Below are 12,734 nucleotides of genomic sequence, written 5' to 3' on the forward strand. Positions count from 1 at the left end.
CCGGAACTTTGCTGCCTGACGTCTCAGCAAATGCACCGCCGGTCCATAGAACGGAAGCAACTGCGAGACTGATCCCAACCGAACGGAACATGGGTTACCTCTTCATTCAATTTGACTAGCCATTCCGATGCCCCACCACAGGATGTAACACTGATTAGTGCAAACACCGTTTGGCCGATCATTTCTACCACAGGCGGAAGGCGAGTCTTGCCATTTTGTGCCATTTTCCATCGAGCGCGGCATTTATGACCGTAAGGATAAGAAGGCGCGCAACAGCGATCATCGTCAGACTTAAACGCACTTACCTTCAGCGCGACTGCTCGCGAAACTGACGTGGTGTAACACCCGAAATTCGGCGAAATGCCCGGCTGAAATGCGCCGGGTCGGAGTAGCCAGACGCGAATGAAACATCAATAATCTTGATGTCAGTATCTCGCAAAAGTGAACTTGATCGTTCAAATCTGACGATATCAAGTATATCTGAATATGCGAGATCGACATTTGCAAGTTTGCGTTGAAAGGTACGCGCACTCACCCCTGCCATCTCTGCAACATCGGCAAGCGTGGGAACTCTTCCGTCGAGATAGGAAGGCAACATCAGTTTCAATATTGCAGCTATGTCATAACCGGAGTGGCCATCCTCATGCGCATGCGGCTGCGAAAACAGCTCGGTTGAAGGATTGGAAAGGCTAAGACAGCTGTTTGGTATGGTGATCCAGGAAGCAAGCTGTCCAGCGAGGAAGCGTACATTTGGCCAAGAGGACTGAGTAGCAATGCTTGGCGTATAGCGAGCTTCAAAAGCCATGACGGGCGGTGCCCAGTTGGGTCCGGCAAATTGACGGACGATGTAGACAGAGAAAATATTCTGAAGCCATTGCGCATGTTCCACATGCGGGAGTTTGCTTGTTCCGGCGAGCCTGCTGCAGACCCGCACGTGTTCGTTGTCGTACTCGATCCACATACTCAGAACCGTATCTTCGCGTGAAGCCTCATTGCAGGCATGTCGCAGCGCAACAAGCAGTGTGGGAGATTGGGCAATCAGAGTTCTGGTTTTTTCCCTAAGATGAGAATAATGAAGTCTTTGGCTGGCCAGGAAACCAAAATCTTCAATATCCTGGCTATTTTGCGCAGTATTGATAAAGCGTATCGCAGGCAATAGCGGTACATATAGATCGCTTTTTGTGTCCATAGACGGCGGCAGGCGAAATTTCTCCATAAGAGAACTGGTTGGCGCACCGATTTCCTCGAGAATTCCTACGAAAGGAAGAAGGAACTGGCTGCGCGTCAAAGGGATATTAGCCATCGGATCTCCCCGCCAGCGGATAGCTGACACCTTCACTTGATAAAATTTCGTTGGAATTTCAACGTATTAGTGTAGATTATTTGACTGCTATATTGCGGACTCATTAGCGAATTTATTCAGGAACATAAATGTCACCGTTGCGCGTAGTCCCCCTTCTGGGGTTCCAGTGGGACCATCAGCATAATAACGTCCACCAAACTGAAAACTCATAGCCTGATCATTAAGCTTGAAAACCTGGGTGGTACCCAGATTAATTGGCCCAGTCCATTTGTTTGCCTTCTGATCATAGGTCGAATCCACTCTGAGCGACATCGATCTTCCACGACCAAAAATATAGGAAACAAAAGGCTGTAAAAGGCTGGCACTTACATCCTGCCTGCCCGAAGGTCCGGCAACAGACCATATGTGATTACCCAAAGCGCCAACCGTCCACGCTTTTTTCTGAACGAGTGCTAAAGCGGTCGGTCCCAGTCCGAATTTGCCACCGCCGAGATAATCATCTGTGACGGTAGGAAGAAGGAACACCGGACCAGCACACCAAATCAAACCGCCCGGCCCGGCATTTTTGGGAGAGAGGAAAAGCCTGGCATTTATGTCACCCAGACCTAAGACGCCGCCGCCGGGCGAGTAATCTCGATAAGCGATCCGAATAATCGTGCGTGATATAATCTTCCAATCATCAGTCAATCTGAATGGAATGACGGGTGGAATGTGGAGACGATAAGCAAAAACATCTTTGGCGGAATCAGCTTTAAACTCAAAATTGTTTTGGAGCGGTAAACTGATAAGACCAGCCAATGGATTGGCTAATTGTTGCGACAGATCATCTACAGAAGGTTGCTCACCGGCCGCAGCAATAATCAACACACAAAACCAGCGCTCGAAATAACCCTCGCACAGGGCCGATTAAATGTGCTCAGAAGACCGTTTATGCTCCGCATTTCACAACCCATTTCCCGAAAAATCCCCGAATTGCATTGGTTTAACAGAAGAAATATTCTTATAATTGAGATAGTGCATTACATACATCGGAAGCATTATCCGTTTATGAAAAGTACAGGAAGTTGTTTCTGTTTCAGTTGTTTTGTCATAAAAACCTCAACACAATCGAATCGTCCGCGACAGAACATTATTTAGCTTTCGATCGATGAATTGTGTCGAACGGAACAATCGGGGGGGGGAAATGACGCGTATGTCACGGGCACATGCCGAACGCATTATATGTGAAACTGGTTGGCTCGCTCAAACGTCTGAAGCCTTTCGGATCACTTTGTTACAGAATGCGCGACTGCTTAAGCTCAAGGCAGGGCACACTATTTTCCGGCCCGGCGATTCCGCTGGCGGAATCTATGGGCTTGTGTCTGGTACTGTTATAGTCAATACCGCGCCACCTGATACGACACCGAAACTAATTCACATCGCCATGCCCGGCGGCTGGACAGGTGAAGATAGTTTTATGACCGGAAACCCGCGGCGTATTGAGCTGTTTGTGTGTAGTGAAGCGTGGGTGATGCACGTCCCATTAGAAGCCATGGAACGCATGACGGCATCTGATCCAAGTAACATCCGGGAATTCGGCGTTATGTCAATTCTGGCAGCTGATAAACTGCTCAGAATTGTGCACGACCTCCAAAAGAAAAGCGTGAGTGCGCGAATCGCATCCGTTCTTCACAGACTAGCCTGGACAACACATGCGCCCATTTCAATATCGCAGGAAAATCTTGGCATTTTGGCCAGTACATCCCGGAAACAGATCAACATGACAATCCGGGATTTTGTAATAGCGGGCTGGATACAAACCGGATACGGCAAGATAACCGTCACAAACCCTATGGCATTGCAGCGTCATGCTGAAGAAGAAGCATCTGACTAAGCTCGACTTTGCACATTAAGCAGCGAAGCAAAGCGCCTCGGCCATGCGTTTGATGCGCCCTGGCGGTATTTTAGGTACGTCCGGATGAAACGCGGACTGTCGATAAATATCCTGCTCCCATAAAACCATACGAACTGCACCAATGGCGTCGGAGAAAGTGCAGCTTGTTTTTTTGTACCAGGCAGCGGTGTATGGAAGACTGTTTTGGCCGAGCAGATCACAAGCCCTCAGTGTTACGAGGCTGTAGAGTGCCATCAAAGACGGTGTCGTGCGCAGGATGACCTTGTCTGTTGAATTCAACCTGAATTTGGCCCAGTTTTGTGTTGATGCTGATCAAACCCAGCACATGTATCCTTCTGAATCCCTTGTCTATTTCCGTCTTCGTGTGGGTTAATCCGAAATGGAAAACTGGCTCAAAATCAGCCGAAACTCAACACCGCACATGATCCACGTCGTGGATCACCACCATCGCGATCATTGAGAGATTGGCCCAGAGGATTGTCGTACGCGCACGGGCGCGGATGGCATCTTGTGCGATAAAGGGTAAGTCGGTGGCTGTCATTGGTCGCTGTCCTTTAGGTTAATTCCCAGAAGATCAGCCCAGACGGGATCGTTTCCCCTCTTGAGAAATTCAATGTGTTTCAAAGATGAGAGACCGTAGTCAGCGGGGTGATACTGAACATATTCAGCGTTGCTGGGGGCCAGGGCAGCGGCATACCGTTTGACCGCCATGGGTGGAACCACCACGTCGTCGCTCGCCACCGCGATCCGAACCATTGGCACATCAATGGTGTAGTTCGGGGTCGGGAGACTCTTGCCGATATCGCTGTTGAAGAAATCGCGCTGTGTGCACCAACGACGCCACTGCCAGTAAACCCCGGCTGGCAAGTCCGCTCCAAGCAGAAGCCGTTTGCCGGGCATGTAACCCGCCAGGAACGTCGCGAGCGGGCCGAGCAGGAACCAGAAGGCGATCACCGTGGGCCGGTAGCTCCAGGGGTGGTCCGTGTAATGGCCGATGCCCGCCCCGACTGTGATGACCCGGGTCGTGCGGGGTACATAGCCGTGAAAGGGGATTCCCAGACCACCCAGCGAATGGCCGAGAACCCAGAGCGCTCCCTCAGGGGCAAGTTCCGCCAGCTTGGCCTGCGCGGCTGACTGGTCGAGCACCGCCCAGTCCGCGAAGATCGCGTCGCTGTCGCGCGGATGGCCGACCTGGGATTCGCCGAAATCGCGATAGTCATAGGTCAAAACCCCGATACCCCTCGCTGTCGCCCAATCGGCGAAATGGCGGTAGAATCTCTGCGGCACGCCGGTCGCCCCGTGCAGGACAAGGTTGGCTCGCGCCTTGCCCTCAGGCGAATAGTAGTGGCCGATGAGGCGCGCGCCCTTGGCGTCTATCTCTACCCTTTGTGGTTCTCGGTCCATGCACCCTCCGTAGACTGAACGGTCTAGACATTGCTATAGACCAATTGGTCTACGCGCGCTATCCTTCTTCCATGGTCGAGATTGAAAATCGCGAAATCCTTGTGCGAGCTGCCTCTGCGCTCTTTCGCCAGAAGGGCTATTCCGGTGTTGGCCTGAACGAAATCCTGCAGGCGTCGGATCTTCCCAAAGGGTCGCTCTACTACCATTTCCCGGGTGGAAAACGCGAGCTCGCGGATGCCGCGACCCGATGGGCCGGGGGAGGGGTCGAGGGGATGCTTGACAAGACTTTCGGGGCAGCGCCGAGTTTCGATGCGGGGGCGCTCGCCGTTTGCGAGACTATCGCCAGTGCGGTAACTGCAGATGCATATGTGCCTGCGTGCCCGGTGCTCAGCATCCTGCAAGCCGCACCGAGCGAGCCGGCGTTACGCAAGACGGCCGTGGACGTCTATGCCCGCTGGACAGACTGTATCGAGCGCCACGCCGCCCGGTTCGGACTGGCCGAGCCGCGAAAGGCGGCGTTCTTACTTCATGTTCGCCTGCAGGGCGCATGGATCATCGCCTATGCCCAGCAGTCGAACGCCCCATTCCGGATGCTTGCAGAAGAACTGCGTGAGGCTACAGCGTGAGGAGAACCACGCAAGCAGCTCACGGTCATTGGTCCACACCGGTCTGAAGTGATGACGGGCCCCTCGCGCAGGTGGAAGGGATAGTGGAGGCAAGAAGAGTGAACTGACGCCAACGTGCAAAGCGAATGTCACAACTACATATCGGGTCAATCATCGCCGTGGCAGACTGACAGCTATCCGGAAGAACCCAGCTCAATCTTCAGGCATGCGAAGTTTGCTTCAAGATGCTCCGCCAGCGGTCTTTGACCTTCCTCGGCAACCCAGGCGTCGATCGAAAGCCGCATTACTCCAACACCGACCATCGCTGCTACTCGCAGTCCGCCCCTTTTTTCTGCGTCCGACCAGAGTTCGCAAAGGGCGCCATAGGCCGCTTGCTCCATTTGCAAAAACTTGGCCTGATTGCTGGCGCGGAGCTGTTCGGTCGACTGTACGATCCTGCCGATCATCGCCGCGACATCCGGGCGCATATTTGCTGCCAGGGCTATCAGCGCTGCCTCGGTGACAACCAGTGGCGACGCTCCAACGCCCTGCTTCAGTATTTCGGCACGCAGGACATCGGGCAAAGCACTCTGCCAGCCCAGGATGATCTCTTCCTTGGATCGGAAATAGTGAAAGAAGGTTCGTCGTGCGATACCCGACGCTTCGGCGATCTCGTCGAGGGTTGTGGCCTCATAACCGTTTTGCGTGAACAGCTTCAGGGCAGTCTCGGTGATGCGGCGGTGCGTCTCGCGACGCTTTGTTTCGCGGACGCCCTGTTGATCGTTCAAATCTATTTCCATAGCGAAGCTATCGCACACGTCTGGGGGCTTGTAAATTTGCACCGGGTGCATTAGATGAAAATGCACCCGGTGCATAAATATCCTCGGGCTGAAGGTTTCCCATGAAAGCCATACGCATTCACAGCTTCAATGAAGCGCCCCGCAAAGAAGACATTCCCCCACCTGACGTCGGTCAGGACGACGTGCTCGTGCGCGTGGAGGCGACAGCACTCAATCCTCTCGATGCGCTTGTGGCATCAGGGATTGCCCGCCAGTTCTTCAAGATCGACCTGCCTATTACCCTCGGAACCGATTTCGCAGGGACGATCGAGCGCGTTGGCGCGGCGGTCACACAATGGAATGTCGGGGACAAAGTTATAGCCTGGGTTGATGCCGGATCGAGCGGGGGATTAGCTGATTTTGCTGTCGCACCTGCCAACGCATGTGTGCCGCTGCCCGCAAGCCTTTCGGCCGCACAGGGTAGCGCGATCCCGACCGCAGGCATCACCGCGTGGCACGCCCTGTTTTCCAACGCCGGTTTGAAAGCCGGTGAGACGATGCTGATCCATGCCGCCACCGGCGGCGTCGGCAGCTTTGCCGTCCAGTTTGCCCGCACAGCAGGCGCGCGCGTGATCGCGACCGCATCGGGCGATGGCCTGGCGCTCGCGCGCGATCTGGGAGCCGATGAGGTTATCGATTATCGCAACCAAGACTTCACCAGCGTAGCCAAGGACATCGATGTGGTGCTGGATCTCGTCGGCGGTGAGACCCAAAGCCGGTCCTATCAGGTCATGCGCCCGGGTGGGCGGCTCGTGTCCACGGTCATGCCACCCGACGAGGCTGAGGCAAGGGCGCATGAGGTCACCGCCAGCATTTTCTATGCCAAAGCCTTCGCCGATCATCTCGGCGAACTCGTCGCCACGATTGCCGACCGAAAATTGCTGCCCGTCATAGATCGCGCGGTCCCCTTCGATCGCTTTGAGGAAGCATGGGGCCGCCAGCTCTCCGGCCACGCACGCGGCAAGATCATCGTTCTTTCTTAATGACACTCACTAACCTACGTTCAGGAAAACCTACATGAGCACTTCTTCCCTTGGCGGCACGTTCACCCCGACCGGTACATCTTTGAACCTGAAACGCATGGGCTATGGCACCATGCAACTGCCCGGACCGCACGTCTGGGGGCCGCCGCGCGACATGGACGCTGCCCTAGCGGTGCTGCGCGAAGTAATCGCCCTGGGTGCCAATCACATCGACACAGCCGAATTCTATGGCCCGCACGTGGCAAATGAGCTGATCCGGGAAGCGTTGGCGCCCTATCCTGATGATCTGACCATCGTCACAAAGGTTGGTTTCGTGCGCGGTGATGATGCATCCTGGGCGCCGGACCATACACCCGAGGGCCTCAAGCGCGCCGTGCATGAAAATCTTGCAAGCCTTGGCCTGAAGGACCTCGATATCGTCAATCTGCGGCTTGGTGGTGTGCACGGTCCGGACGACCGCTCGTTGGCCGAACCGCTGCAGGCGCTTGTCGATCTTCAGCAGCAGGGCGTGATCCGCCACATCGGCCTGAGCAACGTCTCAATGGCACAGTTTGCCGAGGCTAAAAAGATTGCGACGATCGTGTGCGTGCAGAATCAGTACAACCTGGTGAGGCGCGACGATGACGAGCTTATCGATGCGCTGGCAGCTGAAGCCGTAGCGTATGTTCCCTTCTTCCCGCTCGGGGGATTTTCCCCTTTGCAGTCGTCATTGCTCTCAGAGGTCGCAGACGAGGTAGGTGCAAGCCCCAAGCAGGTCGCATTGGCATGGCTGCTGCAGCGATCTCCCAACATACTGGTGATCGCGGGCACTTCATCTCCTGCGCATCTTCGCGAGAATTTCGCCGCAGCAGATATCGTCCTTTCAGACGAACAAATCGCGAAGCTCAATAATATTTCCAGCCAGGCCGGATAACGTGACGCTTCCGTTGTTTGCTGATCACGCTGTCCATCCAAAAACGGTGCAGGTCCTTAATCGCAAATATCGAATTACCTGCAGGTTGTCCGGTTGTCCTGAAGATTAGCATAGAACTTCTGAGACGGTGCGCTTGGGTTTCGATAGATGGGTGTGACTGTCGTGTGAGCTACAATCGATGCATGAGGACGGTTTAGATCAAGCGCATCGTGACAACTTTCGACTGTGTCACCGGCGGCATGATGCCGCCGGATAGGCGCGCAAGCGTATACGGGATGTCATTCAGATGCCCATGCGAAGTCATGCGGAGTGGGATGTCGTGGCAATTGTGTGGAACTATGGAAATCGACGATGTAGTGCTTGGACTTCCCCTTATTTAGTGGAGAGGTTCTGTCTCAAAATTCCGGTTCATGATCTCGAACTGGATCGGCGATTTATACCCGAGGGCAGAATGTCTGCGCACGGGATTATAGAACCCGTCAATATATTCGCCAATGGCTTTGGTTGCGTCATTTCTGTTCTGGAATACAGTGCGCCAGATCAGTTCCGACTTGATCGTTTTGAAGACGGTTTCCATCATTGCATTGTCATAGCAATTTCCTTTTCCACTCATGGATGGAAGCATTTTGTGAGCTTTGAGGATTTTGCGATACTCATAACTGGCATATTGGGCAGATTCAAGCGGTCGTCGCAACGCTCACCGATTGGAGGTTGTTATGACGGTTCGTAAACGAGCAACAGATCGATGCACGCGAGAGAAAGTTCGTTCCCCTGGACGTCCGTCTGCATGGCAGCGTGAAGAACGAGGCCGTTTCTGGCAATAAGGTAAAACAGTCATGTTCCGACGACCGCTTGAATCTGCCTTGGCTTCCCCTGTCCGAGTGTTGGATCAGCCCCGGCTTTGGTTGCCGGATTGCAATAGCTTTCTTTAAAGCACTTATCGCCAGATCGTTTTTCATCCGATCCCGCGCTTCTCCTCCCCGAACCGTACGTGCACCTTTCAGCGCATACGGCTCTCCATTCAAGTTTGGCCCATGGCCATTGCAACGTCGTGGTAGTGCGACGTGACGGTGCTGCGGTCTTCAATCCGGAAGATGTATGGATTTACCTCGGGATTGCGCCACCGGAATTGCGCTTTCGGGCTTGAGACAAGCCGTTTCAATGCTTTTCCGATAGGATCACCGCGTTCATTGCGACCAAACACGAGCCAGGTTTTCGCCTTGCCCGTTTCGGGGACCCGGTACCATTTCCGCATCAAGGGTTTGATGCGAGATCGGTATTTATGTCCCAGCCAATGCGCCATTTTCCAGAACACGACATGGTCGATGCGTCGGAATACGTACGCCGTGAAGTCAGTGAACTTGTAGAACGCCGCCCATCCCACCAATTGGCGGTTTAGGCTGGCGATCATGTCGACCGTGCTGACACTATGATTGCCGGAAAGGGCTTCGGTAAGTCTGCGAACAAACCCCTTGGCCTTTTCCTTGGGTATCGTCGTGACGACGGACATCCGTCCGTGTGCCCCTCGCTTGCGAATGATCCGGTGCCCCAGAAAGACGAAGCCGTCATTGACGTGTGTAACATGGGTCTTCTCCATATTCATCGTCAGCTTAAGCCTGTCTTCCAGAAACGCCCGGCAATCCTCGCGGATTTCCTCCGCCTGAGCCTTGGTTCCTTTTACGATCACGACAAAGTCGTCAGCGTATCGGCAATAGGCAACAGCAGGCTTCCATTGCCGATTCTCACGAACAGCAATCGGGCTTCCTTGATTTATGCGGAAGTTCCATGCCCAGCGATCCTTGCGGGCCTTCTTGTTCAGGTATTTCGCCTCTAGCCACATATCAAACTCGTGAAGCATGATGTTGGACAGGAGCGGTGACAGAACGCCACCTTGCGGAACACCTTCGCTTGAGGCCGTAAACAGGCCACGATCAATGTGTCCTGCCTTCAGGAACCGCCAGAGAAGATCGACGAACCGTCCGTCTTGCACCCGTCGTCGCACACATTTGAGAAGCAACCGGTGGTGGACCGTGTCGAAATAGCTTGCCAGATCACCTTCGATGATCCAACGGCCCCTCGTCGTATCAGCTCCATCCTGTAACTATATCCTCACAGTGTGGACGGCATGATGCACGCTGCGTTCCGGCCGGAAGTCATAGGATAAGCTAACGGCAACTCCCCTCCGATCAACAAGATAGCACAGTCTGTTTCTACCGCGCACAGGCGGGCCGAGACCCGGGATCGTTTTTTAATAAATCTCGTTCCTGGCGCAGAAGTTCGTTTTCCTTGCGAAGCCGAGCAAGCTCCTGGCTCATGTCTTCATGCGGACCGGAGAGCAAATCTTTCTCAACAAAATTACGACGCCAGCGGTCAAGTGTTGATTTGCCAATGCCAAGGTCCTCGGCAACCGATGAAATGCTTCGAACACTCGTCGTTAAAATCCGAACGGCTTCGCGTTTGAACTCTTCTGTAAATTCTCGCTGCTTCAACTCTATGTCTCCTGTCAGTCTTATCTAACAGAAGCCCTCCACTTTTGAAGGGGAAGTCCAAACGCCGCGATCGGCGCATTCATGGCAAACAAAATCCCCGCACGGCGCGGCCCCAATCTGTTTAGCGTTGCAATGAGCATAGTATCGCCAAGGAATATGCCAGTGATGCCTGAAGGGAAGAGAGGTATCGCTGTGGTAATAAACAGTTCATGCCAAGTTCCGGTCACCACCACTTAGATAATCAGTAAAAAATTATAAATATCTGGCTCATCTTTCTGTATGTGAAAGCACCGAAATGCCCGGCTGTTCCAGCAGAAATCAAACCGTTAAAAGCTCAGCATATAGCGGCTCCGACGCTGCCAGTTCATAAATAAGCATAGCGACTTCTGGAAGACCTAAATCTGTTATTTTCGATGTGAAACACCTAATGAATTAGACACCCAATTATCGGACGACGACAGCGTTGCCACTTATTCAGACCCGAAAAACCTGCCGCGATAAAATCCCAGTCCATCTACTCCCTCAATTTTTGGCAAAAATGATTTATGCCTAAACCGCATAAATCCCATACCTAATTTGCGTTTGTTAAATCGAAAGCGGGCTTTCAATATGCGTATTAACAAAAGAACTGAGCTAAAAAGCCAGAGGGAACTTAATGATACAGTCTTTGATCGCAGATCCAGGAAAACTGGAAATTGTCCCATCGCGTCGCTGGGCAACGAAAGCTCTCGCAGTCGCATGCGTCGTCGGAGTTCTGTTTCTTATAAGAGCTTTCTGGAAAGGTGACATTGCCTGGCAATATGTCTCTGCAAATCTGTTTGCACCTGCGGTACTCTCTGGCGTCGTCAATACAATTATCATGACGTTCTGCGCGATGGCGCTTGGCATATTGCTAGGCGTTGGGGCGGCCATGATGCGCATGTCGGATAACGGTGTCCTGCGTAGCATATCAATTGGTTATGTTTGGTTGTTTCGCGGCATTCCAGCACTGCTTCAATTGCTTTTGTGGTTCAATCTGGCGCTAATTTTTCCAACCATCGGTATTCCGGGACTTTTTTCGGTCAAGACTGTCGAGATTATGACCCCTTTCGTCGCCGCGTTTCTGGGGCTAGGCATTCAGCAGGGGGCGTACACTGCCGAGGTTGTAAGAGCCGGTATTATGTCCATTGATAAGGGGCAAACAGAAGCCGCTCAGTCAATTGGCATGACGAGCCTCCGGGCAATGATCAAGATCGTTCTCCCTCAGGCAATGCGTGTGATTGTTCCTCCAATTGGCAATGAAACAATTGGAATGGTTAAGCTGACTTCACTGGCAAGTGTTATCCAATATTCAGAAGTCCTTCGAAGCGTTGAAGATATTTATTATGTCAACTCGCGCGTTATCGAACTGCTGATCGTTGCTGCAATTTGGTACATGGCTATCGTTACGGTGCTGAGTATTGTTCAGCTCTATATCGAACGACATTTCTCAAAAGGTTGGGGAAGACGTAATCCCAAGCAGCAGATTGTTCAGACCATCGCCGAGGAGGAAGCGTGATGGAACCAATCATTCACGCTCGCGGGCTTCAAAAATATTACGACAGTTTTCACGTCCTCAAAGATATCAACTTCGATATTCATAAAGGCGAAGTCGTTTGCATCATCGGTCCATCCGGCTCAGGCAAAAGCACCTTTCTGCGCTGCATAAATCAGCTTGAGAAAATCAATTCGGGATATATTTCGGTCGATGGTGAAATAGCTGGCTTTCGAATTGAAGGAACAAAGCTCTATCCGCTCAGCGACAAGCAAAAAGCAAAACAGCGCCAAGCCGTTGGCATGGTGTTTCAGCGGTTTCACCTCTTTCCGCATCTCACCGTTCTGCAAAACATAATCGCTGGACCCACCGGCGTACAAAAACGCCCAAAATCGCAATGTGTTTTGGAAGCACAACAGTTACTCAACCGCGTCGGACTCATTGATAAAGCAGATTCATATCCAGCAGAACTTTCAGGCGGCCAACAGCAACGAGTGGCAATTGCGCGTGCGCTCGCCATGCGCCCCAAAGCCATGCTGTTTGATGAGCCGACCTCGGCCCTTGACCCGGAACTTGTTGGTGAAGTGCTCGGCGTGATGAAAGAACTTGCTGCATCAGGCACCACGATGATCGTCGTCACCCACGAAATCGGCTTCTGCCGCGAGGTGGCAGATCGTGTGATCTTTATGGATGAGGGTCGCATCGTTGAAACGGGAACACCTGATCAGGTGCTCAATAATCCTACAAATCCACGAATTAGAAATTTCGTGTCGGCAGTACTTTAACAAAAA

The 12,734-nt window shown here is 52.8% G+C and carries 14 protein-coding genes and 4 pseudogenes; 7 read left to right on the forward strand and 11 right to left on the reverse strand.

The features are described from left to right. Positions 1–157: 157 nt before the first annotated feature. Positions 158–295 carry a hypothetical protein gene (locus CEV31_RS21175; protein WP_169717399.1) on the forward strand — a complete coding sequence of 46 codons (138 nt, stop codon included), beginning with the start codon at positions 158–160 and terminating at the stop codon, positions 293–295. Positions 296–307: 12 nt separating this feature from the next. Here the strand turns inward: CEV31_RS21175 and CEV31_RS18400 are convergent, their stop codons facing one another. Together CEV31_RS18400 and CEV31_RS18405 are read right to left on the reverse strand one after the other, a co-directional pair. Continuing rightward, positions 308–1,303 (reverse strand): helix-turn-helix transcriptional regulator, encoded by a 996-nt coding sequence (locus tag CEV31_RS18400; protein WP_235818166.1) that lies wholly within the window; start codon positions 1,301–1,303, stop codon positions 308–310. Between the two features lie 87 nt (positions 1,304–1,390). Continuing rightward, positions 1,391–2,167, reverse strand: a complete 777-nt coding sequence (locus CEV31_RS18405) for a transporter (protein ID WP_210190955.1) — start codon at positions 2,165–2,167, stop codon at positions 1,391–1,393. Positions 2,168–2,495: 328 nt separating this feature from the next. Between CEV31_RS18405 and CEV31_RS18410 the strand changes: the two genes are divergently transcribed. Next, positions 2,496–3,176, forward strand: coding sequence for a Crp/Fnr family transcriptional regulator (locus CEV31_RS18410; RefSeq protein ID WP_235818168.1), 681 nt, complete (start codon positions 2,496–2,498; stop codon positions 3,174–3,176). Positions 3,177–3,191: 15 nt separating this feature from the next. On the opposite strand, the gene CEV31_RS18415 is transcribed toward CEV31_RS18410, so the two are convergent. The 3 genes from CEV31_RS18415 to CEV31_RS18420 form a co-directional block, all read right to left on the reverse strand. Continuing rightward, the gene (locus CEV31_RS18415) at positions 3,192–3,476 is read right to left on the reverse strand and encodes a hypothetical protein (protein WP_210190956.1); all 285 of its coding nucleotides are present in this window, start codon (positions 3,474–3,476) and stop codon (positions 3,192–3,194) included. Between the two features lie 130 nt (positions 3,477–3,606). Continuing rightward, the gene (locus CEV31_RS21430; protein WP_268876357.1) at positions 3,607–3,738 is read right to left on the reverse strand and encodes a hypothetical protein; all 132 of its coding nucleotides are present in this window, start codon (positions 3,736–3,738) and stop codon (positions 3,607–3,609) included. Continuing rightward, positions 3,735–4,601: an alpha/beta hydrolase family protein gene (locus CEV31_RS18420; protein WP_094509314.1), complete on the reverse strand. Its 867-nt coding sequence runs from the start codon at positions 4,599–4,601 to the stop codon at positions 3,735–3,737. Before CEV31_RS18420 ends, CEV31_RS21430 begins: the two co-directional genes overlap by 4 nt. Before the next feature lie 71 nt (positions 4,602–4,672). Here CEV31_RS18420 and CEV31_RS18425 point away from each other — a divergent pair, with 71 nt between their 5' ends. After that, positions 4,673–5,227 carry a TetR/AcrR family transcriptional regulator gene (locus tag CEV31_RS18425; protein WP_094509316.1) on the forward strand — a complete coding sequence of 185 codons (555 nt, stop codon included), beginning with the start codon at positions 4,673–4,675 and terminating at the stop codon, positions 5,225–5,227. A 173-nt stretch (positions 5,228–5,400) separates the two neighbouring features. Here the strand turns inward: CEV31_RS18425 and CEV31_RS18430 are convergent, their stop codons facing one another. Continuing rightward, on the reverse strand, positions 5,401–5,994 hold the full coding sequence (locus CEV31_RS18430; RefSeq protein WP_235818167.1) for a TetR/AcrR family transcriptional regulator: 594 nt from the start codon (positions 5,992–5,994) through the stop codon (positions 5,401–5,403). A gap of 113 nt (positions 5,995–6,107) precedes the next feature. Between CEV31_RS18430 and CEV31_RS18435 the strand changes: the two genes are divergently transcribed. Continuing rightward, complete coding sequence (locus tag CEV31_RS18435) at positions 6,108–7,028, forward strand: NADP-dependent oxidoreductase (protein ID WP_094509320.1); 921 nt, start codon at positions 6,108–6,110, stop codon at positions 7,026–7,028. A gap of 34 nt (positions 7,029–7,062) precedes the next feature. Next, positions 7,063–7,941 carry an aldo/keto reductase family oxidoreductase gene (locus CEV31_RS18440; protein WP_094509322.1) on the forward strand — a complete coding sequence of 293 codons (879 nt, stop codon included), beginning with the start codon at positions 7,063–7,065 and terminating at the stop codon, positions 7,939–7,941. Positions 7,942–8,317: 376 nt separating this feature from the next. On the opposite strand, the pseudogene CEV31_RS18445 reads toward CEV31_RS18440, so the two are convergent. The 5 genes and pseudogenes from CEV31_RS18445 to CEV31_RS18460 form a co-directional block, all read right to left on the reverse strand. Beyond that, positions 8,318–8,614, reverse strand: a pseudogene (locus CEV31_RS18445) (IS3 family transposase); the annotation flags it as partial. A 193-nt stretch (positions 8,615–8,807) separates the two neighbouring features. After that, positions 8,808–8,924 (reverse strand): annotated as a pseudogene (locus CEV31_RS21585) (IS3-like element IS1133 family transposase); the annotation flags it as partial. A 38-nt stretch (positions 8,925–8,962) separates the two neighbouring features. Further along, positions 8,963–9,451 carry a group II intron maturase-specific domain-containing protein gene (locus CEV31_RS21655; RefSeq protein WP_268876358.1) on the reverse strand — a complete coding sequence of 163 codons (489 nt, stop codon included), beginning with the start codon at positions 9,449–9,451 and terminating at the stop codon, positions 8,963–8,965. A 39-nt stretch (positions 9,452–9,490) separates the two neighbouring features. Next, positions 9,491–10,012, reverse strand: a pseudogene (locus CEV31_RS21660) (reverse transcriptase/maturase family protein); the annotation flags it as partial. A gap of 175 nt (positions 10,013–10,187) precedes the next feature. Beyond that, positions 10,188–10,448 (reverse strand): annotated as a pseudogene (locus CEV31_RS18460) (transposase); the annotation flags it as partial. A 637-nt stretch (positions 10,449–11,085) separates the two neighbouring features. Here CEV31_RS18460 and CEV31_RS18470 point away from each other — a divergent pair. Both CEV31_RS18470 and CEV31_RS18475 read left to right on the forward strand, forming a co-directional pair. Next, the gene (locus CEV31_RS18470; RefSeq protein WP_094509328.1) at positions 11,086–11,967 is read left to right on the forward strand and encodes an amino acid ABC transporter permease; all 882 of its coding nucleotides are present in this window, start codon (positions 11,086–11,088) and stop codon (positions 11,965–11,967) included. Further along, positions 11,967–12,728, forward strand: a complete 762-nt coding sequence (locus CEV31_RS18475; RefSeq protein ID WP_094509330.1) for an amino acid ABC transporter ATP-binding protein — start codon at positions 11,967–11,969, stop codon at positions 12,726–12,728. The genes CEV31_RS18470 and CEV31_RS18475 overlap by 1 nt, the downstream gene beginning before the upstream one ends. The last annotated feature ends 6 nt before the right edge of the window (positions 12,729–12,734 follow it).

It is taken from the genome of Brucella thiophenivorans (assembly GCF_002252445.1).
GTDB classification, from domain to species: domain Bacteria; phylum Pseudomonadota; class Alphaproteobacteria; order Rhizobiales; family Rhizobiaceae; genus Brucella; species Brucella thiophenivorans.

Coding starts and splice junctions, on each gene's coding strand:
- CEV31_RS21655 (WP_268876358.1), bottom strand. CDS start 9,451: ATGTCCGTCGTCACGACGATACCCAAGGAAAAGGCCAAGGGGTTTGTT.
- CEV31_RS18410 (WP_235818168.1), top strand. CDS start 2,496: ATGTCACGGGCACATGCCGAACGCATTATATGTGAAACTGGTTGGCTC.
- CEV31_RS18425 (WP_094509316.1), top strand. CDS start 4,673: ATGGTCGAGATTGAAAATCGCGAAATCCTTGTGCGAGCTGCCTCTGCG.
- CEV31_RS18420 (WP_094509314.1), bottom strand. CDS start 4,601: ATGGACCGAGAACCACAAAGGGTAGAGATAGACGCCAAGGGCGCGCGC.
- CEV31_RS18400 (WP_235818166.1), bottom strand. CDS start 1,303: ATGGCTAATATCCCTTTGACGCGCAGCCAGTTCCTTCTTCCTTTCGTA.
- CEV31_RS18470 (WP_094509328.1), top strand. CDS start 11,086: ATGATACAGTCTTTGATCGCAGATCCAGGAAAACTGGAAATTGTCCCA.
- CEV31_RS18435 (WP_094509320.1), top strand. CDS start 6,108: ATGAAAGCCATACGCATTCACAGCTTCAATGAAGCGCCCCGCAAAGAA.
- CEV31_RS18475 (WP_094509330.1), top strand. CDS start 11,967: ATGGAACCAATCATTCACGCTCGCGGGCTTCAAAAATATTACGACAGT.
- CEV31_RS21430 (WP_268876357.1), bottom strand. CDS start 3,738: ATGACAGCCACCGACTTACCCTTTATCGCACAAGATGCCATCCGCGCC.
- CEV31_RS18440 (WP_094509322.1), top strand. CDS start 7,063: ATGAGCACTTCTTCCCTTGGCGGCACGTTCACCCCGACCGGTACATCT.